The following is a 23349-nucleotide window of genomic DNA, read 5'->3' as shown; positions in this document are numbered from 1 at the left end:
ATGTTTGCCCACAAAGACCTGATTGCCGCCATCGGCAAGACGCCGCTCATCCGCCTCAACCGCGTGTCCGAGATGACCGGATGCGAGATCTGGGGCAAGGCCGAGTTCCTCAATCCGGGCCAGTCGGTGAAGGATCGGGCGGCGCTCTACATCATCCGGGACGCCATTGCCTCGGGCCGGCTCAAGCCGGGCGGCACGATCGTGGAAGGCACGGCGGGCAATACCGGCATCGGGCTGACGCTGGTGGCCAATGCGCTGGGCTACAAGAGCGTGATCGTGATCCCGCAGACCCAGAGCCAGGAAAAGAAGGACGCGCTGCGCCTCTATGGCGCCGAGCTGATCGAGGTTCCGGCCAAGCCCTACAAGAACCCCAATAATTACATCAAGATTTCCGGTCGCCTGGCCGAAAAGCTCAATGCCGAGCTGCCCGGCGGCGCGATCTGGGCCAACCAGTTCGACAATGTGGCCAATCGACAGGCCCATATCGAAACCACGGGCCCCGAAATCTGGGAGCAGACCGGCGGCAAGATCGACGGCTTTATCTGTGCGGTCGGCTCGGGTGGTACGCTGGCCGGCGTGGCGACGGCGCTGCGGGCGCGCAATGCATCAATCAAGATCGGCCTGGCCGACCCCGAGGGCGCTGCGCTCTACAATTATTACGCGCATGGCGCGCTCAAGTCGTCTGGCGACTCGATTTCCGAAGGCATCGGCCAGGGCCGCATCACGGCCAATCTTGAGGGCCTGACCGTCGACAATCCCTACCAGATCCCTGACAGCGAAGCCCTGCCCTATATCTTCGACCTGCTCGAACATGAGGGCCTGTGCCTGGGCGGCTCGAGCGCCATCAATATCGCCGGCGCCGTGCGCATGGCGCGCGACCTGGGGCCGGGCAAGACCATTGTCACGATCCTGTGCGACTACGGCAATCGCTACGCCAGCAAGATTTTCAATCCCGAGTTCCTGCGCGGCAAGAACCTGCCGGTGCCCGCCTGGATGGAAGGGCGCACGCCGATGGACATCTCCAGCGTGATCGAGGCGGAGCCGGTGTGACACCGGCTCGCCAGAGTGCATTGCTGCTAGTGGAGGTCCACAAAGCTCAGATTTGTGGGCCGCGGCAAGGTGCCGCCATGGGGCGTACTGACCATCACGGTCTGCTCAACCGGCTCTAGTGCGACGTTGCGTGCCCAGCCGCGGCCATTGCCCTTGAGGTAGAACCCAAAATTGACCGAAGTGGCGTCTTGCGGCACGTCCAGGACGATCTGGCGGTCGACCCAATCGCTGGTTCCGGCAATCACCCCGCCGCTCTCATAGCCTTCCATGTTCTCGAAGCGCAGCGAACCGGTGGGACCGTCGACACGGAACCACAGGGTGACCCCGCCGTCGACGCCCGCCGCCCGCAGTTGGCAACTCAGGCGCAGCCGCATGCCGCGGTATGGCGCAGCGTCCACTGTCTGCATGAGCGTGCAGAAGTCATCATCGCGAATGGTGTCGACCAGTTCGGGTTTGCTTTCCACCCAAGCGGCCTTGAGCGCCTTGTCGACGCCGACACGGTAGAACTTGGTGCCTTTTCCCGACCGGCGCCAACCCTGCGGTGTCGCACCTTCCGGCGCGCTAGCGCCGGCTGCAATGCGCGCACTCAGAATATTCCAGTTGGCCACACCGAACTGGCGGGCCACCAATTCGAGGCTGTCTGCATGCGAAACGTCGATATTGCGCTCGGCCAGCGCCTGCCGCAGCAGTTTGGCCATAAGCTTGGAGTCCATGAAACTGTGCATGGTTTGATCCTACTCTGCCGGGCAAATATTAGTCAGTGCTCGCATTGCTGACGGTTTGCCCGTGTGAGGTCAAACCTGTCCAAGATGCGTGCATTCACCAACCCTTGAGGGTGCGAGCGGCGGGCTGCACGTGCCCGACACCGAAGATGGCCGCATGCCGGACAGCTGTCAACCTGCACCCTATTTCGTCTCAGGCATGCTAGAAGTCTGGGGTTCCACGAATCTGGGCGGTTGGCTTGATCGGCATTGAGTATTTCCTAGGGAGTCTGGTTGCCGAGCTACACATAGTGGCGGCCGTCATGGGCCTGCTCTATGTGCTGGCCTTTGTCTGCGCCGTGCGCGAGATCATGATCTCGCGCACCTCACAGGGCTCGATTGCCTGGATCCTGGCGCTGGCGCTGCTGCCGTTTCCGACGGCCTTTCTTTATCTGATCTTCGGCTGGAAAGCCTTTGACGACTACGCGACTGACCGCATTCGCAATGGCCGCGCGGCGCGACCGCTGCGCGCCAAGGATCTGATGTTGATCGACAGCGACACCAGCGCGCTGTGGCCAGTGCAGACCAAAGTATCCGAAGTGCCGTTCCTGAGCGGCAATGAGGTGGACATCCTGATCGATGGCAGAGCCACCTTTGACTCCATCTTTGCCGGCATTGACCAGGCCAAGCATTACCTGCTGGTGCAATTCTACATCGTGCGCGACGATGCGCTGGGCCAGGAGCTGGCGGAGCGGCTGATCGCCCGGGCCAAGGCCGGGGTGAAGGTCTATCTGCTCTATGACGATATCGGCAGCACGGGCATGCCCAAGCGCTATCGCACGCAGTTGCGGGAGGCCGGCATCAAGGTGGCTGGCTTCAACCAGCGCCACAAGATCATGCGTTTTTATGGCCCGACCCGCATCAATTACCGCAATCACCGCAAGATCGTGGTGGTCGATGGCGAACAGGCCTGGGTGGGCGGGCACAATGTGGGCGTGGAATATCTGGGCGAGGATCCCAAGTTCGGGCACTGGCGTGACACACATGTGCATGTGCGCGGCCCGGCGGCGCTGGGCTGCAGCCTGCTGTTCCGCGAGGACTGGGAATGGGCCACGGGCGAAGTGCTGCCGGCCGCGCCGCCCGAGCACGTGCCGACGCCCGGCGACAAGAGCGTGCTGGTCATGGGGACCGGCCCGGCCGACCGGCTGGAAGAATGCGCCATTGCCTTCACCGATGTGATCGGGCGGGCGCGGGAGCGGCTATGGATCGTCAGCCCCTATTTCGTGCCCGACACCGATATCCGCACGGCGCTGTACGCCGCCAAGCTGCGCGGTGTGGACGTGCGCATCATGCTGCCCAATGAGCCTGACCACAAACTGGTGTGGCTGGCCAGCATTGCCCATGCCGATGCGATGATCGAGCATGGCGTGGCCATCCATCGCTATCGCGACGGTTTTCTGCACCAGAAAGTGGTGCTGGTGGATGACCAGATCGCCACCATCGGCAGCGCCAATTTCGACAATCGCTCCTTTGCCATCAATTTCGAGATCACCCTGTGGTTTACCGACGCCATGACCATCAAGGCAGTGCAGGACATGCTGCTCGATGACTTCACATGCTGCCGCGAAGTGACCATCGACGAAGTCAGGGCCCGCAGCTGGCCGATGCGCTTTCTCACCCAGGCGGCCCGCCTGCTCTCCCCCGTACTCTAGGATGCACCATGACCGCTTTCCTGTTCCGCGATGACAGCTATCTGCGCAGCGTCGAGGCCAAGGTGGTGGCCGTGACGGCCGAGGGCGGCGTGGTGCTGGACCGAACCATTTTCTATGCGGCCTCCGGCGGGCAGCCGGGCGACAGCGGCCGGCTGATCAAGGCGGATGGCGGCACGAGCGAAATCGTCGACACCATCCATCCCGATGGCGACAAGACGGCCATTGTGCATGTGATGGCCCCCGGCAGCGCCCTGCCCCAGCCGGGCGAGACGGTGACCGCCGAGATCGACTGGGAGCGGCGCTACCGGCTGATGCGCATGCATACAGCGCTGCATCTGCTGTCGGTGGTGTTTGCCTTTCCCGTGACGGGCGGCTCGATCGGGGCGGACAAGGGGCGGCTCGATTTCGACATGCCCGAGCTGCCCGAGGACATTGACGGGCTTGAGGCCCAGCTCAACGCCCTCGTCGCCGGCAACCATGCCGTCACCTCCGAGTGGATCAGCGACGCCGAAATGGCGGCCAATCCCGAGCTGATCAAGACCATGAATGTGAAGCCACCCATGGGTCAGGGCCGGGTGCGGCTGATCCGCATCGGCGAGGTGGACCTGCAGCCCTGCGGCGGGACGCATGTGCGCAACACCAGCGAAATCGGCCCGCTCAAGCTGGGCAAGATCGAGAAAAAGGGCAAGCAGAACAGGCGCGTGAGCCTGGTGTTTGATGAGGTGAATCCGGCAGCCGGTTAGCGCACGGGCGGCACGTAGAGCAGGCCGCCATTGCTCCACAGCGAGTTCTGACCGCGCAGCAGCGCCGCGCCGGTCTGCGGACCGAAATGGCGGTCATAGAGCTCGGCATAATTGCCGACAGCCTTGATGGCGTCGCGCATGAACGTGGGCTTGAGGCCCAGCGGCGTGCCATAGTCGCCTTCCACGCCCAGGATGCGGCGGATAGCCGGGGTGTGCGAAGCGGCCAGGGATTCGGTGTTCAGCGAGGTGATGCCCACTTCCTCGGCATTGATCAGCGCGAACAGGGTCCATCGGACGATGTTGAACCATTCCTGATCGCCCGAGCGGACCACGGGGCCGAGCAGTTCCTTGGAAATACGCTCGGGCAGGATGCGGTGGGCGCTGGGGTCCGGCAGAGCGCGGCGGATGGCCTGCAGCTGGCGGCCGGCGGCCGAGACCACCTGGCAGAGGCCGCTGCGATAGGCCAGCGAGAGATCTTCCACGTCCTCATAGGGCACCTCGGTATAGGTGGCCTGATTGGCAAAGAAGAACTCCTGCACGCGCTCGAGCTCCTCGCCGCCGTCGAGCACGCAGATGCTGACATTGTCCAGCTCGAAGGCGGAGACCAGGCCGAGCGACTGCGGCACCAGAAACGCCTGGCCATCAAAGAAGGCGGTGCCGACATAGCTGGCGCCGTAAAAACTATCGCGCCGCGCCGTCCAGGGGCCATCGCGGGTGAGCACATCGACAGCCTTGGTCTGCAGCGGGGCAAAGCGGGCCTCGCCGCGCAGGGCGTGAAATTCAATGAGATTGGGGTCGCCCAGCACCGCCGCGGCAATGGCGCGGCAGAGATCGACGTCAAAACCGGCCCAGCGGCCATCGGCTTCCATCTGGGCAAAGCCGGGCAAGGAATTGGTGGCGCCGCAGATCAGAAAGCCGCGGCTGCGCACCTCCTGCAGCGTCTGGGCATGGGCGGGCATGGCGCCGAGGGCCAGCAGGCAGGCTGTGGCCAGCACAATGGCCTGCAATCGCTTGAATATTCCGGCCAATTGGGCTGTTCCCTTCACTCGCACGCCATATTGGCAGGCGCGCGGGTGGGGTCAAGCCGGACACGCGCAATTGCCCCGGCCAATTTGCCGGGGCAATCGGGATGACCCTGTCAGTGCAGGATCTGGCTGAGGAACAGCTTGGTGCGCTCGTGCTGCGGATTGGAGAAGAAGGCCTCCGGCTCGTTCTGCTCGATGATCTGGCCCTGGTCCATGAAGATGACGCGATTGGCCACCTGACGGGCAAAGCCCATTTCGTGGGTCACGCAGATCATGGTCATGCCGTCCTCGGCCAGGCTGATCATCACCTCGAGCACTTCCTTGACCATTTCTGGGTCGAGGGCCGAGGTGGGTTCGTCGAACAGCATGATCTTGGGCTGCATGCAGAGCGAGCGGGCAATGGCCACGCGCTGCTGCTGGCCGCCCGAGAGCTGGCCGGGGAACTTGTTGGCCTGCTCGGGGATCTTGACCCGCTCCAGATAGTGCATGGCAGTCGCCTCGGCCTCGGCCTTGGGAATGCCGCGCACCCAGATGGGAGCCAGCGTCAGGTTCTGCAGAATGGTCAGATGCGGGAACAGGTTAAAGTGCTGGAACACCATGCCCACTTCGCGCCGGACTTCGTCGATCCGCTTGATATCGGCGGTCAATTCGGTGCCGTTGACGATGATCTGGCCTTCCTGATGCTCCTCAAGCCGGTTGATGCAGCGGATCAGGGTGGATTTGCCCGAGCCCGAGGGCCCGGCAATGACGATGCGCTCGCCTTCCATCACCTTGAGGTTGATGTCACGCAGCACGTGGAAGTCGGCATACCACTTGTGCATGCCGATCACTTCGATGGCCACATTGGTCTTGGAGACCGTCATGTGCGGCGTGGCGCGATCCTGGGTAGTTGCGGAAACTTCGGTCATTGGAACTACCTCTTGTAGCCAGTATTGAGACGGCGCTCCATGTACATGGAATAGCGCGACATGGAGAAGCAGAAGACCCAGAACACCATGGCGGCGAAGAGATAGCCGGTGGTGGCGGTGTTGGCCGACTGCCACTCCAGGGCGGAGTCGTTCTTGGTCTTGACCGCTTCGAGCAGGTCCTTCATGCCCACGATGTAGACCAGCGAGGTATCCTTGAACAACGAGATGAAGTTGTTCACGATCCCCGGGATCACATGCTTGAGCGCCTGCGGCAGGATGATGAAATACATCCGCTGCCAATAGCCGAGGCCCAATGAGGCCCCTGCTTCATACTGCCCGCGCGGAATGGCCTGCAGGCCACCACGCACCACTTCGGCCATATAGGCCGAGGTGAACAGCGTGACGCCGACCAGGGCCCGCAGGAATTTGTCCACGGTGGTTCCCTGCGGCATGAACAGCGGCAGCATGATGGACGCCATGAAGAGGATGGTGATCAGCGGCACGGCCCGGATCAGTTCGATGAAGGCGATGCAAAGCGTCTTGATCACCGGCAGGTTGGACTGCCGCCCCAGCGCCAGGATGATGCCTAGCGGGAAGGACAGCGTGATGCCAACCACGGAGATGATCAAGGTGACCAACAGGCCGCCCCACTTCTCGGTGGGGATCTCGGTGAGGCCGAAGACGCCGCCGGCCAGCAGGAAATAGCTGACGACGGGATAGACGACCAGAAAGAGAATGGCATTGACGCGCTTGAACGGCGCCTTGGGGATCAGCAGGGGCACAAACAGCATCGCCCCCAGGGCAAACACGATATTGGGCCGCCATTGCTGGGGGATATCGTAGAAGCCGTAGATGAAGAACTCCATCTCGCTGTAGATATAGGCCCAGCAGGCCCCCGCATCGATGGCGCGGCACTCTTCGACAGTCCCATTGGGACCCACGGCATGGCCGATGAAGAAGTTGAACAGCGGCGGCACGATCCAGGTCAGGAACAGCAGTCCCAACAGCGTCAGTATGGTGTCGACGGGCGTGGCGAAGAGATTCTTCTGCGCCCAGGCCATGGCACCGCTGGTGCGGTTGGGGGCCGGTTTGGCAGGAACAAGGTCAGCGCGGACGAAACCGATATCACTCATGGCCATGCTCCTAGCGCTCAACCAGGCTGACGCGGGCGTTGTACCAGTTCATGATCGCCGAGGTCAGCAGAGAGAAGGTGAGATAGACCAACATGGTCAGGGCGATGCACTCGATGGCGCGCCCGGTCTGGTTCAGTGCCGTGCCTGAGAAGACGTTGACCAGTTCGGGATAGCCGATGGCGGCGCCCAGGGACGAATTCTTGGTCAGGTTCAGATACTGGCTGGTCAGCGGCGGAACGATGACGCGCATGGCCTGTGGCACGATGACCAGGCGCAGGCGGTCTCCTTCCTTGAGGCCGAGCGACATGGCCGCTTCGGTCTGGCCGCGACTGACGGCCTGGATGCCGCCACGCACCGTCTCGGCGATGAAGGAGGCCGTATAGATGGTCAGGCCGAACAGCAGCGCCACGAATTCGGGCGGCAGTTGCAGGCCCCCCTTGAAGTTGAAGCGCTCCAGCACTGGCGGGTCGAACGCCACGCTGGCGCCGCTGATGAACCAGACGATGGCCGGAACGATCACCAGGACGGCGACCGAGCTGAGGAACACCGGAAAGCGCTTGCCGGTGGCCTCCAGGCGCTTCTTGGCCCAGGTGCGCAGGACAATGACCCCGATGATAGCCAGAGCCAGACCGATCCAGACAAAGCCAAACTGCGGATCGGGGATGGGCTTGGGCACAAAGATGCCGCGCTGGTTGATGAAGGAATCCAGCGGCAGCACGATGGAGTCGCGCACGGCCGGCATGGCCTTGAGCACGGCGAAGTACCAGAAGAACAGCTGCAGCAGCAGCGGAATGTTGCGGATGGTCTCGACATAGATCGTCGCCAGCGTGGAGACGATGAAATTGCTCGACAGGCGGGCTATGCCGATGGTGAAGCCCAGGATGGTGGCGGCGACGATGCCGATGAAGGCCACCAGCAGGGTATTGGTGATGCCCACCAGGAAGGCTTCCCAATAGATGGAAGCGCGCGTCCAGGGCAGCAGTGAGAAGCTGATGTCGAAGCCGGCCGTCTTCCAGAGGAAATCAAAACCGGTGGTCTTGTTCTGTGCCGCCAGATTGGTGGCCGTGTTGCCGACGATCCAGGCGATGAAGGCGATCAGCAGCGCTGCCACAACAAGCTGATAGACGATGCCCCGGATCACCGGATCGTTGAAAAAAGAGGGTCGAGGGGCCGCGGCGGGCCCCGTGTCAAGCGTTGTCATTAGTTCTGTCCCCAAGCCGTCCAAAACACGGCTGATCCACGCGCCACCCGAAGTGGCTGACGATGGAACAACAAACCCGACGCTCCAAGGGGAGCGCCGGGTTCATGTTCGACTTAGCGGATCGGCGGAGCGTACTGGATGCCGCCGTCTTTCCACAGGGCATTCAGGCCGCGGGCCAGGCCGATCGGGGTCGACGGGCCGACGTTGCGGTCATAGGTCTCGGCGTAGTTACCGACCAGCTTGATGATCTGGTAGGCCCAGTCCTTGGTCAGGCCGAGCGGGGTGCCGAAGTCGCCTTCAACGCCGAGCAGGCGCTTGATGGCCGGGTTGTCGGAGCCGAGCATTTCGTCGACATTGGTCGAGGTCACGCCCAGTTCTTCAGCTTCGAGCAGCGCGTAATAGGTCCAGCGGGCGATGTTGAACCAGCCGGTATCACCGGCGCGCACCACCGGGCCCAGGGGCTCCTTGGAGATGATCTCGGGCAGGATGATGTGATCATCCGGCACGGCGAACTTGGAGCGCTCAGCGGCCAGGGCCGAGGAGTCAGTGGTGTAGACGTCGCAACGGCCGTCTTCATAGGCCTTGACGACTTCGTCCTGGTCCACGAACACCACGGTGTTGAATTCCATGTTGTTGGCCGCAAAGTAGTCAGCAGCGTTCAACTCGGTGGTGGTGCCGGACTCGATGCAGATGGCGGCGCCGGACAGGTCCAGGGCCGACTTGATGCCATCGGCCTTGCGGACCATGAAGCCCTGACCATCATAGAACATGGTGCCAACAAAGCTGATACCGAGCTGGGTATCGCGGCTCATGGTCCAGGTGGTGGTGCGGGACAGAACGTCGATTTCGCCGGCAGACAGGGCGGTGAAGCGTTCCTGGCTGGTCAGCGAGGTGTAGCGGACGGCCTCGGCATCATTGAAGATGGCGGCAGCGAGAGCGCGGCAGTAGTCGACTTCCAGGCCGGTCCACACATTGTTGGAATCGGGGGCAGAGAAGCCGGGCACACCGCCGGTGACGCCGCATTGGACATAGCCCTTGGCCTTCACATCATCGAGAATGGCTGCATGAGCAGCCGTCGCGCCGAGGCTCAGCGAAGCCGCGACTGCGATTGTTACGAGCGTTTTCTGCATTGATTTTGCCTTCTGGTTCCTGACCTTGTGTCCCGAGGTTGGTGAGCACGCCCACATCCCCGGTGGCACCTCCACACTTTGAAGTGCAGTTGCGATGCTGCTATCCATGCAAGCGTCTATTGACCGTTGCGTCAAGGGTAGATGCTGGCTTGGGACAGCAAGCCTGTCGCTTATTTAGACACCATTGTGGATTTGACTGGATAATGAGCACTGAGCCTCCCATGAATGATATCAAAACAGGCAGTAATTCCTTGCGCTCGATCGAAACGATCCTGACCCATGGCGGGCGGGAGCCGGACGACCAGTTCGGTTTCGTCAACACCCCGGTCTATCGGGGCTCCACAGTGCTGTTCAAAACCCTGGACGATCTGGACGCGCAACAGCAGCGTTACCTCTATGGCCGGGCCGGCAACCCCACGACCGAAGGGGTGGAAGCCATCATCAGCCAGCTCGAGGGCGCCTATCGCACGCAATTGCTGCCATCAGGCCTGGCCGCGGTGACCGTGGCACTGATGAGTTGCCTCAAGGCCGGCGACGACGTGCTGATCAGCGACAGCGCCTATGAACCCGGCCGCACGTTCGGCGACGGCTATCTGGCCCGCATGGGCGTGAGCGTGCGCTATTATGATCCGCGCATCGGCGCCGGGCTGGCCGGGCTGATGCAGCCCAATACCCGGGCCGTGCTGGGCGAAAGCCCCGGTTCGCTGACCTTTGAAGTGCAGGATATTCCGGCGCTGGCCAAGGCCGCCCATGATGGCGGCGCCCGGCTGATCATCGACAACAGCTGGGCCAGCCCGCTTTATCACCAGCCGCTGGCACTGGGCGCCGATCTGGTGGTGCATGCCGCCACCAAGATGTTCGTGGGCCATTCGGACGCCTTTGCCGGCACGATCTCGACCACCCAGGACGCCTGGGCGGACGTGGAGCGCACGCGCCGACTCTTGGGCTTTTTCACCTCGGGCGATGATGCCTATCTGGTGGCGCGCGGGCTGCGCACGCTGGCGCTGCGCATGGCGGCGCACCGGGACCGGGCGCTGGAGATTGCGCGCTGGCTCGAGACCCAGCCCGAAGTGGTGCAGGTGCTGCATCCGGCGCTGGAGAGCCATCCGGATCATGCCCTGTTCAAGCGCGACTTCACCGGCTCGGGCAGCCTGTTCAGTGTGTTGCTGGCCCCTGCCCCGCGCGCATCAGTGGCGGCCTTTGTGGACAAGCTCGAGCTCTTCACCATGGGCTATTCCTGGGGCGGCTACGAAAGCCTGTGCCTGCCGGTCAAGCTGGGCAAGAATCGCACGGCCAAGCCCTGGACAAATGAGGGCAATCTCTTCCGCCTGCACATCGGCTTTGAAGGCATTGACGATCTCAAGGCAGACCTGTCGGCTGCCATCACGCGCTACACCTTGGCGCGGTAGGACCAGCGGCGCAGCAGCCGGGTGAGATTGGGCACGCCACGGAACCGCACGGAGCCATCCGCGCGGTTCGCAAACAGCCAGCGGCGGCGGGCGAAGACATTGCGCACGGCATAGGCGCCGATCAGCCCCAGGGCGAAGCCGCTGACCACGTCGGTGGGATAATGCATGCCGATGACGACGCGGGACAGCCCGGTCATCACCGCGATCACCAGGATGGGGCGAAACAGGCGCGGCACCATGAAGCCGATCACCAGAGCCGTGGCCATGGCCGTGGTGGAATGGCCCGAGGGAAAGCTCTGGAAATCCCAGGCATTGACAATGTGCTGGAACTGGAAGGTGCCAGTATCGAGGAAATGCTCGGGACGGGCGCGGCCGATCACCCGCTTGAGCAGGTTTGACACCAGGCCTGGCAGGCCGACGCCGATGAAGATGAAAGCCGCGACGAGGCCCAGCTCATAGATGGCACGGCGATAGCGCCCCAGCGGCAGCCGCAGGGCAATGGCGGCCAGGGCAAAGACCAGCACCGAGGGAATCAGTATCCAGTCGGAGAGGCCGAAATCGGTGATGAAGGCGAAGGGCGCGCGCCACACATCGGGCCAGGCCTGCAGCGTCTGGGACGCCCAAGCATCGATGAACACCAAGGCAAACAGCACCATGACCAGCGTCAGGACGCGGTCCGGCCAGGTCTTGCGATTAAGGCCCAGCGGCCAGCGCGCGGTCAGGTCAGTCATGGGGGAAGTATTTGGACGTGTGCACAGTTTCCGTCAATGCTCACACGCAGGTGTGGTTACGCTTGCCCTAGGTCGCCGAACAGGCTAACGGATGGCGGTGATATCGGAGTGTAGCTCAGCCTGGTAGAGCACCGGTTTTGGGAACCGGGGGTCCAAAGTTCGAATCTTTGTACTCCGACCATCACAATCCGCCTTCTGGCGAAACGCATCGTGTTGAGGACTTTGCATGACCGCCCGTATCTACCGCCCGGCCCGCAACGCCATGCAGTCCGGCAAAGGCAAGACCCACAAATGGGTTCTGGTGCATGAGCCGGCCGCGCCGCGCTCCATCGACCCGCTGATGGGCTATACCAGCACCACCGACACGCGCCAGCAGATCCGGCTGAGCTTTGATACGCTTGAAGCCGCCGAGGCCTATGCGCAGAAGAATGGCATCGCCTATAGCGTGCAGCCGGTGCATGAAGCCACGCCGCAGCGCGTGAGCTATCCGGACAATTTCCGCGCCGACCGCAAGACGCCCTGGACACACTAGTCCGCGCTCTGCCATCCTGAATCCACAATGCGCTGCAAACCATTGCGGCGCATTTGTTTTTATGGCCGGCGCCAGCACCACCGGCCGCATCGGGAGGTGACCCATGCTCAAGCGGCTGTTGACGACACTCTCACTGATGGCGCTTGGCGTTCCGGCGCAGGCGGCCCCTGCCCTGTGGGAGATTCGCGACGGTGACAGCGCGGTGCAGATCTTCGGCTCGCTGCATGTCATGCCCGCCGATACCGACTGGCGCACGCCACTGTTCGACGAGACCCTGGCCGAGGCCGACCAGGTGGTGTTCGAAACCGATGTTCGCCCGATGGCGATGGCCGAAGTGAGCGCCAAGGCCTTTGTGCGCGGCATCTATGTGGATGGCACGCAGCTGACCGATGTGGTGGATGCCCCATTGGCGGACGCCCTGCGCGCCCAGGCGGAACAGGTGGGCGTGCCGTTCGGGCCGATGCTGGCGATGCGCCCCTGGATGGCGGCCAATACGCTGTCGGCCGCCGCCATGGTCCGTCTGGGCCTGGTGGAACAGGGGGTGGAGTTTGTGCTCGAACCCGAGATTTCGGCCGAGCGCCTGGCCTTCCTCGAAACCGGCGACGAGCAGATCGAGGTGCTGGCCGGGGCGCCCGATGACGAGCAAATCGCGCTGCTGCAGGCCACCGTGGACGAATTTGACCAATTGCCCAAGGTGCTGAGCAAGCTGTTGAGCCATTGGCTGGGTGGCACGCCGGACAAGCTCGGCCCGCTGTTCCTGATGGAAATGGGTGGGTTCGAAGGGCGCTATCTCGAACGGCTGCTGCTGGCGCGCAACCGCAACTGGATCCCTCCCATCGAGCAGATGCTGGCCGACAACCGCAACAATCTGATCATCGTCGGTGCCGGCCATCTTGTTGGCGAGGGCAGTGTCATCGAGCTGCTCGAGGCCGCCGGCTACAGCGTCGAACGCATACAATAGGCCAAAACGCAGACACCCCGGCGCAGGCCGGGGTGTCGCTTAATCAACTCGCAGCGGGGCTCAGACGTCGCTGAGCTTGGTCCACTTGCCGTCGTTCTTGCTCGATTGCACCGAGGCCACGATGAACTGCATGCCCTCAACGCCATCGGCCAGGGTCGGCAGCAGGCCTTCATAGGCCTGGCCCTCGCCGCGGATGATGGCAGCGAACTGGCTGTAGAGCGTGGCGAAGGCTTCGAGATAGCCTTCGGGGTGGCCCGAGGGGATGCGCACATTCATGGTCGAAGCGGCATTGCCGGAGATGGCGCCGCCACGGGTCAGCAACTGCTTGGGTTTGCCGAATTCGGTGAACCACATGTAGTTGGGATTGTCCTGGCGCCATTCGATGCCGCCCTTATCGCCATAGACGCGCAGCTGCAGGCCGTTCTCGCAGCCCACGGCCACCTGGCTGGCCCAGAGCATGCCCTTGGCCCCGCCTTCGAAGCGCAGCATGATGTTGACGTTGTCGTCGAGCTGGCGGCCGTCGACGAAGGCCGTCAGATCGGCGGAGACCGAATCGGTCTTGAGGCCGGTGACGAAGCGGGCCAGGTTATAGGCATGGGTGCCGATATCGCCGATGCAGCCGCCGGCGCCGGAACGGGCCGGGTCGGTGCGCCAGGACGCCTGCTTGTTGTCGTCGCTGGTCGGCTCGGTCAGCCAATCCTGCGGATATTCGGCCTGGACGACGCGGATCTTGCCCAAGGCCCCCGAGGCCACCAGCTCGCGCGCCTGACGGATCAGCGGATAGCCGGTGTAATTGTGGGTCAGCAGGAACTTGGCGCCGTTCTTGGGCTGGATGGCGGCCAGCTTGCGGGCGTCTTCGAGCGTCGAGGTGATCGGCTTGTCGCAGATCACATGGATGCCGGCCTCGAGGAAGGCCTTGGCCGGGCCATAGTGCATGTGGTTGGGCGTGACGATGGACACCGCCTGGATGCCATCGGGACGCGCGGCCTCGGCATTGGCCATCTCCTCGTAGGAGGTGTAGATGCGGTCTTCGGCCAGGCCGATATTGCGGCCGGATTCCTTGGCGACATCGGGGCGGGACGACAGGGCGCCCGCCACCAGATCATAGTCACCATCGATGCGGGACGCGACGCGGTGCACATAGCCGATAAAGGCTCCCGTGCCGCCGCCAACCATGCCCAGACGAATGCGCTTTGCGCCGTTTTCAGCCATTTCAGCGCTCCTTAGCTCAGACCGAGAATCTTGCGATTGGCGGCCAAATCGGTGCCGGCCGAGGCGAAATCATCGAACGCCTTCTCGGTGACGCGGATGATGTGGTTCTTGATGAACTCGGCCCCTTCGCGCGCGCCATCCTCGGGATGCTTGATGGCGCATTCCCATTCGAGAACAGCCCAGCCGGCAAAGTCATACTGCGCCATCTTGGAGAAGATGGAGGCAAAGTCGACCTGGCCGTCGCCGAGCGAGCGGAAGCGCCCTGCCCGGTTGATCCAGCTCTGGTAGCCGCCATAGACGCCCTGGCGGCCGGTGGGATTGAACTCGGCATCCTTGACGTGGAACATCTTGATGCGCTCGTGATAGATGTCGATGTAGTCCAGGTAATCGAGCTGCTGCAGCACGAAGTGGCTGGGATCATAGAGCAGATTGGCGCGCGGATGGTTCTTCACGCGGTCCAGGAACATCTCGAAGGTGATGCCATCGTGCAGATCCTCGCCGGGATGGATCTCGTAGCAGACGTCGACGCCGTTTTCGTCAAAGGCATTCAGGATCGGCGTCCAGCGGCGGGCCAGCTCGTCGAAGGCTTCTTCGACCAGGCCCGCAGGGCGCTGCGGGAAGGGATAGAGGAACGGCCAGGCCAGCGCGCCCGAGAAGGTCGCGTGCTCGGTCAGCCCGAGGTTCTTGGAGGCCTTGGCCGCCCAATGCAGCTGCTGCACGGCCCATTCCTGGCGGGCCTTGGGATTGCCATGCACCGAAGCCGGGGCGAAGCCATCCAGCATGGTGTCATAGACCGGATGGGCCGCCACGAGCTGGCCCTGCAGATGGGTCGAGAGCTCGGTGATGGCCAGGCCGTGCTTGGCGGCGGTGCCGGCCAGTTCATCGGCATAGGTCTTTGAGGTGGCGGCCTTTTCCAGGTCGATCAGGCTGCCGACCCAAGTGGGGATCTGCACGCCCTTGTAGCCGTAATTGGCGGCCCAGCCACAAATGGCATCGAAGGAATTGAACGGCGCCGCGTCGCCGGCGAACTGCGCCAGAAAGATTGCCGGCCCCTTGATGGTGCGCATTGGGTTTCTCCTCATTGCGGGCGCTGTGCGCCTCAGTCTTGTATCAACTCGTAAAAACAGGCGGCGAATAGCCGCCGCCTGCCCTAGTGATTTATCATACTGTTGACCGGCCGATGACGGCTGTCAATGAGGTACGCACCTCATTATTTCAACAGGGCCTGGGCATCCGCCGGGCTGAGCGCGTCGGGGCGTGCGCAGGTGGTGCTGAGCGTCAGCACCTGGCCGCTTTCGCCGGCCTTGAGCAGGCTGGTCATGACGTCCACGGCATGGAGCGCCACGTCGAGCCCGCAGCGGGCGGTCTTGCCGCTTTCGATCGAGGCCATCATGTCGGCGAGGCCCGCAGCGCGGTAGTTGGCGCGCGGAATGGGCTTGTCGAGGTCCTGGTTGGGCTTGCCAAAGGGGTGATCCCAGGGCGTCACATTGCTGCGCTCGCCAGCGATATTGGCCGTGACCAGGTCGCCGCCGAAGAAGTTCGGATCGGGCACAAAGATCGAGCCGTCGGTGCCATAGAGCTCGATATTGTGGTGGCCATGCGCCGCCACGTCCCAGCTGGCGCCGATGGTGATGATGGCGCCGGTGTCGAATTCAAGCACGCCATGGATGGTGGTGGGCGTGCCGACCTTGACGAAGCTGCCCTTGAAGGGGCCTTCGGCGGTGACTTCACGCTCGGTGCGGGCCATGTTGGTGAAGGCCGACAGGCGCTTGACCGGTCCGAGCAGGTGGATCAGCTCGGTAACATAATAGGGGCCGAGATCGAGGATCGGGCCGGCGCCGGGCTGGAAGAAGAAGTCCGGATTGGGATGCCAATGCTCCATGCCACGGCTCATGACGTGGGTGGTGCCGCTCATGATCTTGCCGAGCTGGCCGCTGTCGATGATCTGGCGGGCCTGCTGGTGCGCGCCACCCAGGAAGGTGTCGGGCGCCGAGCCGACCTTGAGATTGCGGTCATCCGCGGCCTTCTTGAGGGCCATGCCTTCTTCGAGCGACAGCACGAAGGGCTTTTCCGAATAGGCATGCTTGCCAGCCGAGACGATATCCATGGACACGCCATAATGGGTGGCCGGGATGGTGAGATTGACGATGACGTCGATCTCGCTGTTCTTGAGCAGCTCGTCGGGGGTCTGGGCATGCACGCCGAATTCCTCGGCGCGCTTCTGGGCCGCGGCCGGCACGATATCGGCAACAGCGCGAACCTCGAGCCCCTTGAACAGGGGCGCCAGGCGCAGATAGGCGCCCGAGATATTGCCGGCACCCATGATGCCGACGCCATAAGTCTTGGCCATTTGGATTACTTCCACTTCTTGGCGGTGGCGATGGAGCGCGTGGCAAAGCGCACTTCATCGTTGGGCTTGTCGTGTTCGGCGACGAAATACTGCGCCTTGGTCTTGGCCTGCACCTTGCCGATCAGATTGTCCCAATCGAGCGTACCATGGCCGACGTCAGCCCAGCCGTCCTCGTCCAGGCATTCGCCGGCGGGGGCGATGTCCTTGACGTGCACGGCGGTGATGCGCGAGCCGTATTTGTCGAACCAGGCGACCGGATCGGCCTTGCCACGAACAACCCAGGCCACGTCGCATTCCCACTCAATGGCGGGCGCGGTTTCGAGGATAATTTCCATGGGCGTGCGGCCCGAGGTGGTGGGCACGAATTCGAAATCATGGTTGTGCCAGCCGAAGCCATAGCCATGCTTGGCATAGGTCTCGCCGGCCTTGGCCAGCATTTCGGCCAGTTCGAGCCACTTGGACTCATCGGCGCTGCGGCCTTCCGGGCCGATATGGGGGCAGAAGATCTTCTTCATGCCCAGCGTCTCGGCGGTCTTGAGCGTGGTCTCGACATCGGCCACCTGGGCCGGGCCGAAATGGCCGGTCGGCATGGACAGGCCATTCTTCTTCAGCGTGGCGGCAAGGCCGGCTGCGTCGGCATAAAGCCCGCCATAGCCTTCGACCTGGGTGTAGCCAAGGCCGGCCAGCTTGGCCAGGTAGTCTTCAAGGGAGGGAACATTGCGGGCGCTGTAGAGCTGAAATGACAGAACGGTCATTATGGCCTCATTGTAACGTTAGAATGGACGATTGCGACGAAAGCTGGCCGCAGGACATAGCGATGTTTCGGGGCGTTGTCGCGCAGCAGCGGCAGGTGGATCACCGCAAAAGTAACATCTGGCTGCCGCGGGCTGAACCAGTGCGCCGGCACCCCAGGCGGGGGCGCCAGCGCTGGAATTGGCTATTGGCTAGAGACGGTTGGTCGTCTCGACGCTGAAGATCGAGCCACGGCCGGCATCAAAGCCGATCACAGCCTTCTGGCCGGACTTGATGTCGACGTCGCTGTTGCAGCGGAAGGTCACCGGATGGCCGCCGATCTTGGTCCAGGCGAGCGTGTCCGAGCCCATGGGCTCGACAATCTCGATCTCGACGTCGAGCGAGAACGGCATGGCGCGGGCTTCCTCGCCCAGCACGATATGCTCGGGGCGCACACCCAGGATGGCCTTGGTCGGGCCGCTCACGGGCGCCATGAACTGATAGTTCACGGCCGAGATCACGGTGCCATCGTCGGTGGTGAAGGTGGTGCCGTTGAGCGTGCCGTTGAGCATGTTCATCTGCGGCGAGCCGATGAAGCCGGCGACATAGAGATTGACCGGCTTGTTGTAGATGGTGTGCGGATCGCTGAGCTGCTGGATGACACCATTCTTCATCACGGCGATGCGGTCAGCCAGGGTCAGGGCCTCGATCTGGTCGTGCGTCACGTAGATCATGGTGTTCTTGAGCCGCTGGTGCAGCCGCTTGATCTCGACGCGCAGGTCGCTGCGGAGCTTGGCGTCCAGGTTGGACAGCGGCTCGTCGAACAGGAACACGTCCACGTCGCGCACCAGGGCCCGGCCGATGGCCACGCGCTGGCGCTGGCCGCCGGACAATTCGACCGGCTTGCGCTGCAGCAGCGGCCCGATCTGCAGGATTTCGGCAGCACGGGCGACGCGCTTGTCGATCTCGTCCTTCTTCATGCCGGCAACGCGCAGGCCGAAGCTGAGGTTCCGCTCCACGGTCATCTGCGGATAGAGCGCATAGGACTGGAACACCATGCCGATGCCGCGGTCCTTGGGCTCTTCCCAGGTGACGTTGCGGCCACCGATGAAGATCTGCCCATCGGAGACATCGAGCAGGCCGGCAATGCAGTTCAGCAGCGTGGACTTGCCGCAGCCCGAGGGCCCGAGCAGGACGATGAACTCGCCCTGGGCGATGTCCAGGTCAAGGTGCTCGAGCACCTTGACGTTGCCGAAGTTGAGGGACAGATCCCGAATGGAAACACTGTGTTGCGTCATCTGTTTAACCCTTAACCGCACCAGCGGCGATGCCGCGGACGAACCATTTACCCGAGATGAAGTAGACTGCCAGAGGCACGGCAGCGGTGAGAATGGTCGCGGCCATGTTGACGTTGTATTCGCGCACACCGGTGGTGGTGGTGACGATATTGTTGAGCTGCACGGTCATGGGCATGTTCTCACGACCGGCAAAGACCGTACCGAACAGGAAGTCGTTCCAGATACCGGTGGTCTGCAGGATCACCGCCACGATGGCGATCGGAACCGACATGGGCAGCATGATCTGGAAGAAGATCTGCCAGAAGCCGGCCCCGTCCACGCGGGCCGCCTTGAACAGTTCGGGCGGCAGCGAGGCGAAGAAATTGCGGAACAGCAGCGTCAGGATCGGCATGCCGAAGATGGTATGGACAATCACGATGCCGGGGAGCGTGGCGAACAGGCCCACTTTGCTCAGACCGATGATGAGCGGATAGATCACCACCTGATAGGGCACGAAAGCGCCGAAGATCAGGATGCCGAACAGCAGGTCGGACCCCTTGTACTTCCAGAAGCTGAGAGCATAGCCATTGATCATGGCCACCACGATCGAGACCGGCACCGAGAGCAGCGTGATCTTGAGCGAGTTCATGAAACCGGGCTTGAGACCATTACAGTCACGACCGGTACAGGCGGTGTCCCAGGCCTTGAGCCAGGGCTCGAAGGTGACTTCAGCCGGCAGGTTGAACAGATGGCCGAGCCGGATCTCCGGCAGGCCCTTGAGCGAGGTCACGACCATGACCCAGAGCGGCATCAGGAAGAACAGCGCCGCAATGACCAGGAAGGCATAGACGCCGACGCGGGCGATGGTGAGCTTTTTCGGTTTGGCGCCACGTGGCTCGACAGCGCCCGATGCGCCGAGCTTGGACGGCGAGAGTGCTTCGGACGTCATAGGGCCTTTTCCTTCTTGCGCCGGGCATTCCACTGCAGGATGCCCTGCAGGGCGAGCACGGCAATAACGGGCAGCAACATGGTGCTGGCGGCAGCCATGCCCTGCCCCACGTTCACACGGTCAGTAATGTGCTGGATCACGTAGATGGCCGGCATCTGGGTGGAGACACCCGGGCCGCCCTGGGTCATGGCGATGACGATATCGAAGACACGTACGACGCCGGTGCACTGCAGGATGAAGGCAGTGAGAATGGCGCCCTTCATCATGGGCAGCACGATAAACAGATAGGTGCGCCAGGCGGGGATGCCGTCGATCTTGGCGGCTTTCCAAATCTCGCCATCAACGCCGCGCAGCCCGGCCAGCAAAATGGCCATGGTCACGCCCACGCCGTTCCAGACACCGCCGAGCACCACGCCATAGATGGCGGTCGACTGGTTGGTGAGCGGAGCAAACTGGAAATCGGTCCAGCCCAGCTGTCGCACCGCGGACTGGATGCCCAGATTGGGATCGAACATCCACTGCCAGACGAGGCCGGTCACGACCAGGGACATGGCGAAGGGATAAAGGAAGATCGAGCGGAACAGGTCTTCCTGCTGGATGCGCTGATCCATGAACACGGCCAGCAGATAGCCAAACACCATGTTGGCGACCATCGACCAGATGCCGAACACGAAGACGTTGCCGACCGAGATGTTCCAGCGGTCAGAGGCCCACAAGCGATAGTACTGATCCAGCCCCACGAAATTGAAATTCGGAAACAGCTTGGAATTGGTGAAGGACCAGATGAAGGAGAAGATGATGCAGACCACAAAGACGCCGACCGCCGTGAGGATCATCGGGGTGGTGCCTAGGATGGACATCACATTGAATTTTCGGCGCGCTCGACGCGGTGGTCTGGTCGATGCAAGCGCCGCAGCATCGCTGCTCTGGGCGAACTGGGACATAAGTGAGCTCCCGTTTGCACGGCAAGGCCGCGCAAGAATAGAAAAAGCCGGAGGGCGTATGCCCCCCGGCCAAGCAGGGATGGATTACTCTGCGGTCGCGAGAATGTTGACGTACTGCTCAACAGCAGCGTCAACAGTCATGGAGTCGTCAGCCCAGAACTGCGCCACAAGGTCGTTCATCTGACCGGTGGTGTCGTTGGACAGCCAGCGACCGGCATCGACGGCGATGTTGGCCGGGTCCTTGATGATCTCAAGGCCCTTCTTCATGCAGTCGTCAGCCAGAGACATGTCAACGTCGTCGCGGATGGGCATGGAGCCCTTGGCGTTGTTGAACAGGGCCTGGACCTGGGGATTGACCATCATGGAGGCCATCTTCAGCTGAGCCGCTTCAACAGCCGCGTCGGTCTGCTTGGGGAACAGGAAGATGTCGCCGCCGGTCGATACGGTCGGGTGATCGATCGGCAGAGCCAGACAGGCGTAGTCGGTGCCGGCAACCTTGCCAGCGACGCCGAATTCACCGCGCGCCCAGTCACCCATGACCTGGATACCGGCCTGGTCGGTCACGACCAGATTGGTGGTGTCGTTCCAGTTCCGGTTGGCCGAACCTTCGTCCGCGAACTGCTTGAATTCACGGAACTTGGTGAAGACGTTGGGCATCAGCGACTTGGCGAGCTCGACATCCTTGTCCTTGAGGATCTTCTCGCGGTCGGCCAGGCCGAGCATCGAGGTCTGGATCACGCCGAACGCGCCGTTGATCTGCCAGCTTTCGCCGCCGATCGCGAACGGGATGATACCAGCTTCCTTGAGCTTGGGAGCCTTGGCGAGGAAGTCGTCGAAGCTGGTGGGGAGCTCGACGCCGGCCTTGGCGAAGGCCGGAATGGAGGCCCATGCCCAGTTCCACGAGTGGATGTTCACAGGAACGCACCACCAATGGCCATCGACCAGGCAGGCTTCGGAGATGGAAGCGGGGCGAATGAAATTGGCCCAGCCTTCACTTTCAGCCAGCGGGGTCAGATCGAGCAGCATGCCGCCGCTGATCAGTTCTTCGTACTGGCGGCCCGGGTTGAACTGGGCTGCACCGGGGGCGTCGCCGCCCAGGATGCGCTGCAGCGTGGCAGCACGGGCGTTCTCACCACCGGCGATGGCGGTATCAACCCACTTGTCTTCACCCAGAGCGTCGAACTCACGAGCAAAAACGGACACGGCGGCCTGTTCGCCACCCGACGTCCACCAGTGGATCACTTCAACATCGGCTGCATGAACTGCGGTGGAGCCGAGGAGAGCGGTTGCCATAGCAGCAACCACTGCAAATTTCTTCATAGATTGTCCTCCCAACGATCACTTGGAGCCTAACGCTCCCGCGAAGCGACCAGCCACTGGGTTATCTTCTTGGGAGATATCCCCTGCTGGCTGCATGTAATCGATTGCATTTTCCTTCGTGCGAAAGTTCTGCAATCGATTGCATGAGTGTCATACACGTCTTGCGGACCTGTCAAGATCGATTTAGACAATATGCGTTACCGACAGCGAAGGGGGCGCTGCCAGGTATGACAAACCCAAGAAAAACGCCGACGATTCAAGATGTTGCGCGGTCCGCTAAAGTGTCGACCGCCACAGTCAGCCGCGCCCTGTCGAGCCCCGACAGGGTGAGCGAGGACGCCCGTGCGCGCGTTTTTCAGGCCGTGGAGCAAACCGGCTATACGCTCAACCAGGCGGCGCGCTCGCTGCGCCAGCGCAATAGCCGCACCATCCTTGTTGCCCTGCCCGACATCGGCAACACGTTTTTTTCCACCATCCTGGATGCCATCGAGCGCGAGGCGGTGCTGCGCGGCTATGGCGTGCTGGTGGCCAATCGATTCGCGGCCCATGACAGCGGGCGACGGCTGCACGAATATTTCCTCTCCAACCGCGCCGACGGTCTGCTGCTGCTGGATGGATCGGTCGCGCTGGAGCCGCTGCTGGCCCTGGCGGCGCCACCGATTGGCGTGCCGCTGCTGATGGCCTGCGAGGACATTGACCATGCGCCGTTCCACAGCGTTCGCACCGACAATGAATTCGCCGCCGAGGTGGCGACGCGGCACCTGATCGGGCTGGGTCATCGGGCCATCGGCCATATCCGTGGGCCGGTGGGCAATGTGCTGACCGCCGAGCGCGAGGCCGGGTATCGCCGCGCGCTGGCCCTGGCCGGGCTGGAGGCGCGGCCGGAGTGGATCATTCCGGCCGGCTTTGAGATGCGCCAGGGGCTGGCCGCTGCCGAGCGCTTCATGACCCTGCGGGAGCGCCCGAGCGCCATGTTTGCCACCAATGACGAAACGGCCATCGGCTTTCTGTCCGGCCTGCGCCAGCATGGGCTCGACTGCCCGCGCGACATCTCCGTCGTCGGCTTCGACGATCTGGCCTTTGCGGCGCATTTCTGGCCGCCGCTGACCACGATGCGGCAGCCGCGCGAGGCCTTGGGGCGCATCGCCGCCGAAGCGCTGATCGACCTCATCGAGGGCGAGCCGCGTCGGCGCGTGCCGCGCCACACCGTGCTGAGTTCGGAGCTGATCGTGCGCGGCAGCACCAGGGTTCACATCGCGGCGCCTGAATTGGCGGAGGCCGTGCTGTAGGGCCCCGCACCCAGTGGAACCCTGCAACACTGGCGGCAAT

Annotated in this window: 22 protein-coding genes and 1 tRNA gene; 8 read left to right on the top strand and 15 right to left on the bottom strand. The window is 62.8% G+C overall.

Going from position 1 to position 23349, the window contains the following annotated elements; all coding sequences use genetic code 11:
• On the top strand, positions 1-1050 hold the full coding sequence (locus E8M79_RS09800) for a cysteine synthase A (RefSeq protein ID WP_137151727.1): 1050 nt from the start codon (positions 1-3) through the stop codon (positions 1048-1050).
• A gap of 26 nt (positions 1051-1076) precedes the next feature.
• Here E8M79_RS09800 and E8M79_RS09795 read toward each other — a convergent pair whose 3' ends face one another.
• Positions 1077-1775, bottom strand: coding sequence for a glyoxalase superfamily protein (locus tag E8M79_RS09795; protein ID WP_137151726.1), 699 nt, complete (start codon positions 1773-1775; stop codon positions 1077-1079).
• A 236-nt stretch (positions 1776-2011) separates the two neighbouring features.
• On the opposite strand from E8M79_RS09795, the gene cls reads away from it, so the two are divergent.
• Positions 2012-3463: a cardiolipin synthase gene (gene cls / locus E8M79_RS09790; protein ID WP_248304961.1), complete on the top strand. Its 1452-nt coding sequence runs from the start codon at positions 2012-2014 to the stop codon at positions 3461-3463.
• A gap of 8 nt (positions 3464-3471) precedes the next feature.
• Positions 3472-4206 (top strand): alanyl-tRNA editing protein, encoded by a 735-nt coding sequence (locus E8M79_RS09785; RefSeq protein ID WP_137151725.1) that lies wholly within the window; start codon positions 3472-3474, stop codon positions 4204-4206.
• Here the strand turns inward: E8M79_RS09785 and E8M79_RS09780 are convergent.
• The 5 genes from E8M79_RS09780 to E8M79_RS09760 form a co-directional block, all read right to left on the bottom strand.
• Positions 4203-5234, bottom strand: coding sequence for a transporter substrate-binding domain-containing protein (locus E8M79_RS09780; RefSeq protein ID WP_137151724.1), 1032 nt, complete (start codon positions 5232-5234; stop codon positions 4203-4205). The genes E8M79_RS09785 and E8M79_RS09780 overlap by 4 nt on opposite strands.
• 110 nt (positions 5235-5344) lie before the next feature.
• Complete coding sequence (locus E8M79_RS09775) at positions 5345-6139, bottom strand: amino acid ABC transporter ATP-binding protein (RefSeq protein ID WP_171015808.1); 795 nt, start codon at positions 6137-6139, stop codon at positions 5345-5347.
• Positions 6140-6144: 5 nt separating this feature from the next.
• Positions 6145-7278, bottom strand: coding sequence for an amino acid ABC transporter permease (locus tag E8M79_RS09770; RefSeq protein WP_137151723.1), 1134 nt, complete (start codon positions 7276-7278; stop codon positions 6145-6147).
• A gap of 4 nt (positions 7279-7282) precedes the next feature.
• Positions 7283-8473 (bottom strand): amino acid ABC transporter permease, encoded by a 1191-nt coding sequence (locus E8M79_RS09765; protein ID WP_137151722.1) that lies wholly within the window; start codon positions 8471-8473, stop codon positions 7283-7285.
• Between the two features lie 113 nt (positions 8474-8586).
• On the bottom strand, positions 8587-9603 hold the full coding sequence (locus tag E8M79_RS09760) for an amino acid ABC transporter substrate-binding protein (RefSeq protein WP_137151721.1): 1017 nt from the start codon (positions 9601-9603) through the stop codon (positions 8587-8589).
• Positions 9604-9824: 221 nt separating this feature from the next.
• Here E8M79_RS09760 and metC point away from each other — a divergent pair, with 221 nt between their 5' ends.
• Positions 9825-11012, top strand: coding sequence for a cystathionine beta-lyase (gene metC, locus E8M79_RS09755; protein ID WP_137151720.1), 1188 nt, complete (start codon positions 9825-9827; stop codon positions 11010-11012).
• On the opposite strand, the gene E8M79_RS09750 is transcribed toward metC, so the two are convergent.
• Entirely contained in the window at positions 10994-11743 is a 750-nt protein-coding gene (locus E8M79_RS09750) for a phosphatase PAP2 family protein (protein WP_137151719.1), read from the bottom strand. The two genes, metC and E8M79_RS09750, sit on opposite strands and share 19 nt — an antisense overlap.
• Before the next feature lie 104 nt (positions 11744-11847).
• On the opposite strand from E8M79_RS09750, the gene E8M79_RS09745 reads away from it, so the two are divergent.
• The 3 genes from E8M79_RS09745 (at position 11848) to E8M79_RS09735 (ending at position 13236) form a co-directional block, all read left to right on the top strand.
• Positions 11848-11924 (top strand) — tRNA-Pro (locus E8M79_RS09745).
• 45 nt (positions 11925-11969) lie between these two features.
• Entirely contained in the window at positions 11970-12275 is a 306-nt protein-coding gene (locus E8M79_RS09740) for an ETC complex I subunit (protein WP_137151718.1), read from the top strand.
• Between the two features lie 103 nt (positions 12276-12378).
• Entirely contained in the window at positions 12379-13236 is an 858-nt protein-coding gene (locus E8M79_RS09735; RefSeq protein ID WP_137151717.1) for a TraB/GumN family protein, read from the top strand.
• A gap of 60 nt (positions 13237-13296) precedes the next feature.
• Here E8M79_RS09735 and E8M79_RS09730 read toward each other — a convergent pair whose 3' ends face one another.
• From E8M79_RS09730 to E8M79_RS09695, 8 genes are all read right to left on the bottom strand, one after another.
• Positions 13297-14448, bottom strand: coding sequence for a Gfo/Idh/MocA family oxidoreductase (locus E8M79_RS09730; RefSeq protein ID WP_137151716.1), 1152 nt, complete (start codon positions 14446-14448; stop codon positions 13297-13299).
• A gap of 11 nt (positions 14449-14459) precedes the next feature.
• Positions 14460-15515 (bottom strand): sugar phosphate isomerase/epimerase, encoded by a 1056-nt coding sequence (locus E8M79_RS09725; RefSeq protein WP_137151715.1) that lies wholly within the window; start codon positions 15513-15515, stop codon positions 14460-14462.
• A gap of 143 nt (positions 15516-15658) precedes the next feature.
• Positions 15659-16798: a Gfo/Idh/MocA family oxidoreductase gene (locus tag E8M79_RS09720; protein WP_137151714.1), complete on the bottom strand. Its 1140-nt coding sequence runs from the start codon at positions 16796-16798 to the stop codon at positions 15659-15661.
• A gap of 5 nt (positions 16799-16803) precedes the next feature.
• A complete protein-coding gene (locus E8M79_RS09715; protein ID WP_137151713.1) occupies positions 16804-17553 on the bottom strand; it encodes a sugar phosphate isomerase/epimerase in 750 nt (249 codons plus the stop codon).
• 189 nt (positions 17554-17742) lie between these two features.
• On the bottom strand, positions 17743-18828 hold the full coding sequence (locus E8M79_RS09710; RefSeq protein WP_137151712.1) for an ABC transporter ATP-binding protein: 1086 nt from the start codon (positions 18826-18828) through the stop codon (positions 17743-17745).
• Between the two features lie 4 nt (positions 18829-18832).
• Positions 18833-19756 (bottom strand): carbohydrate ABC transporter permease, encoded by a 924-nt coding sequence (locus E8M79_RS09705; RefSeq protein ID WP_137151711.1) that lies wholly within the window; start codon positions 19754-19756, stop codon positions 18833-18835.
• A complete protein-coding gene (locus E8M79_RS09700; protein ID WP_137153328.1) occupies positions 19753-20616 on the bottom strand; it encodes a sugar ABC transporter permease in 864 nt (287 codons plus the stop codon). Before E8M79_RS09700 ends, E8M79_RS09705 begins: the two co-directional genes overlap by 4 nt.
• Positions 20617-20784: 168 nt before the next feature.
• Positions 20785-22020, bottom strand: coding sequence for an ABC transporter substrate-binding protein (locus tag E8M79_RS09695; RefSeq protein WP_137151710.1), 1236 nt, complete (start codon positions 22018-22020; stop codon positions 20785-20787).
• 143 nt (positions 22021-22163) lie between these two features.
• Here E8M79_RS09695 and E8M79_RS09690 point away from each other — a divergent pair, with 143 nt between their 5' ends.
• On the top strand, positions 22164-23309 hold the full coding sequence (locus E8M79_RS09690; protein WP_137151709.1) for a LacI family DNA-binding transcriptional regulator: 1146 nt from the start codon (positions 22164-22166) through the stop codon (positions 23307-23309).
• The last annotated feature ends 40 nt before the right edge of the window (positions 23310-23349 follow it).

The sequence above is a fragment of the Devosia sp. FKR38 genome (assembly GCF_005222805.1).
Lineage (GTDB): Bacteria > Pseudomonadota > Alphaproteobacteria > Rhizobiales > Devosiaceae > Devosia.
This window is presented reverse-complemented; position numbering and strand designations above follow the sequence as displayed.

Coding starts and splice junctions, on each gene's coding strand:
- E8M79_RS09775 (WP_171015808.1), bottom strand. CDS start 6,139: ATGACCGAAGTTTCCGCAACTACCCAGGATCGCGCCACGCCGCACATG.
- E8M79_RS09740 (WP_137151718.1), top strand. CDS start 11,970: ATGACCGCCCGTATCTACCGCCCGGCCCGCAACGCCATGCAGTCCGGC.
- E8M79_RS09700 (WP_137153328.1), bottom strand. CDS start 20,616: ATGTCCATCCTAGGCACCACCCCGATGATCCTCACGGCGGTCGGCGTC.
- metC (WP_137151720.1), top strand. CDS start 9,825: ATGAATGATATCAAAACAGGCAGTAATTCCTTGCGCTCGATCGAAACG.
- E8M79_RS09735 (WP_137151717.1), top strand. CDS start 12,379: ATGCTCAAGCGGCTGTTGACGACACTCTCACTGATGGCGCTTGGCGTT.
- E8M79_RS09715 (WP_137151713.1), bottom strand. CDS start 17,553: ATGACCGTTCTGTCATTTCAGCTCTACAGCGCCCGCAATGTTCCCTCC.
- E8M79_RS09710 (WP_137151712.1), bottom strand. CDS start 18,828: ATGACGCAACACAGTGTTTCCATTCGGGATCTGTCCCTCAACTTCGGC.
- E8M79_RS09785 (WP_137151725.1), top strand. CDS start 3,472: ATGACCGCTTTCCTGTTCCGCGATGACAGCTATCTGCGCAGCGTCGAG.
- E8M79_RS09760 (WP_137151721.1), bottom strand. CDS start 9,603: ATGCAGAAAACGCTCGTAACAATCGCAGTCGCGGCTTCGCTGAGCCTC.
- E8M79_RS09730 (WP_137151716.1), bottom strand. CDS start 14,448: ATGGCTGAAAACGGCGCAAAGCGCATTCGTCTGGGCATGGTTGGCGGC.
- E8M79_RS09695 (WP_137151710.1), bottom strand. CDS start 22,020: ATGAAGAAATTTGCAGTGGTTGCTGCTATGGCAACCGCTCTCCTCGGC.
- E8M79_RS09770 (WP_137151723.1), bottom strand. CDS start 7,278: ATGGCCATGAGTGATATCGGTTTCGTCCGCGCTGACCTTGTTCCTGCC.
- E8M79_RS09795 (WP_137151726.1), bottom strand. CDS start 1,775: ATGCACAGTTTCATGGACTCCAAGCTTATGGCCAAACTGCTGCGGCAG.
- E8M79_RS09705 (WP_137151711.1), bottom strand. CDS start 19,756: ATGACGTCCGAAGCACTCTCGCCGTCCAAGCTCGGCGCATCGGGCGCT.
- E8M79_RS09690 (WP_137151709.1), top strand. CDS start 22,164: ATGAGTGTCATACACGTCTTGCGGACCTGTCAAGATCGATTTAGACAA.
- E8M79_RS09725 (WP_137151715.1), bottom strand. CDS start 15,515: ATGCGCACCATCAAGGGGCCGGCAATCTTTCTGGCGCAGTTCGCCGGC.
- E8M79_RS09720 (WP_137151714.1), bottom strand. CDS start 16,798: ATGGCCAAGACTTATGGCGTCGGCATCATGGGTGCCGGCAATATCTCG.
- E8M79_RS09765 (WP_137151722.1), bottom strand. CDS start 8,473: ATGACAACGCTTGACACGGGGCCCGCCGCGGCCCCTCGACCCTCTTTT.
- E8M79_RS09800 (WP_137151727.1), top strand. CDS start 1: ATGTTTGCCCACAAAGACCTGATTGCCGCCATCGGCAAGACGCCGCTC.
- E8M79_RS09750 (WP_137151719.1), bottom strand. CDS start 11,743: ATGACTGACCTGACCGCGCGCTGGCCGCTGGGCCTTAATCGCAAGACC.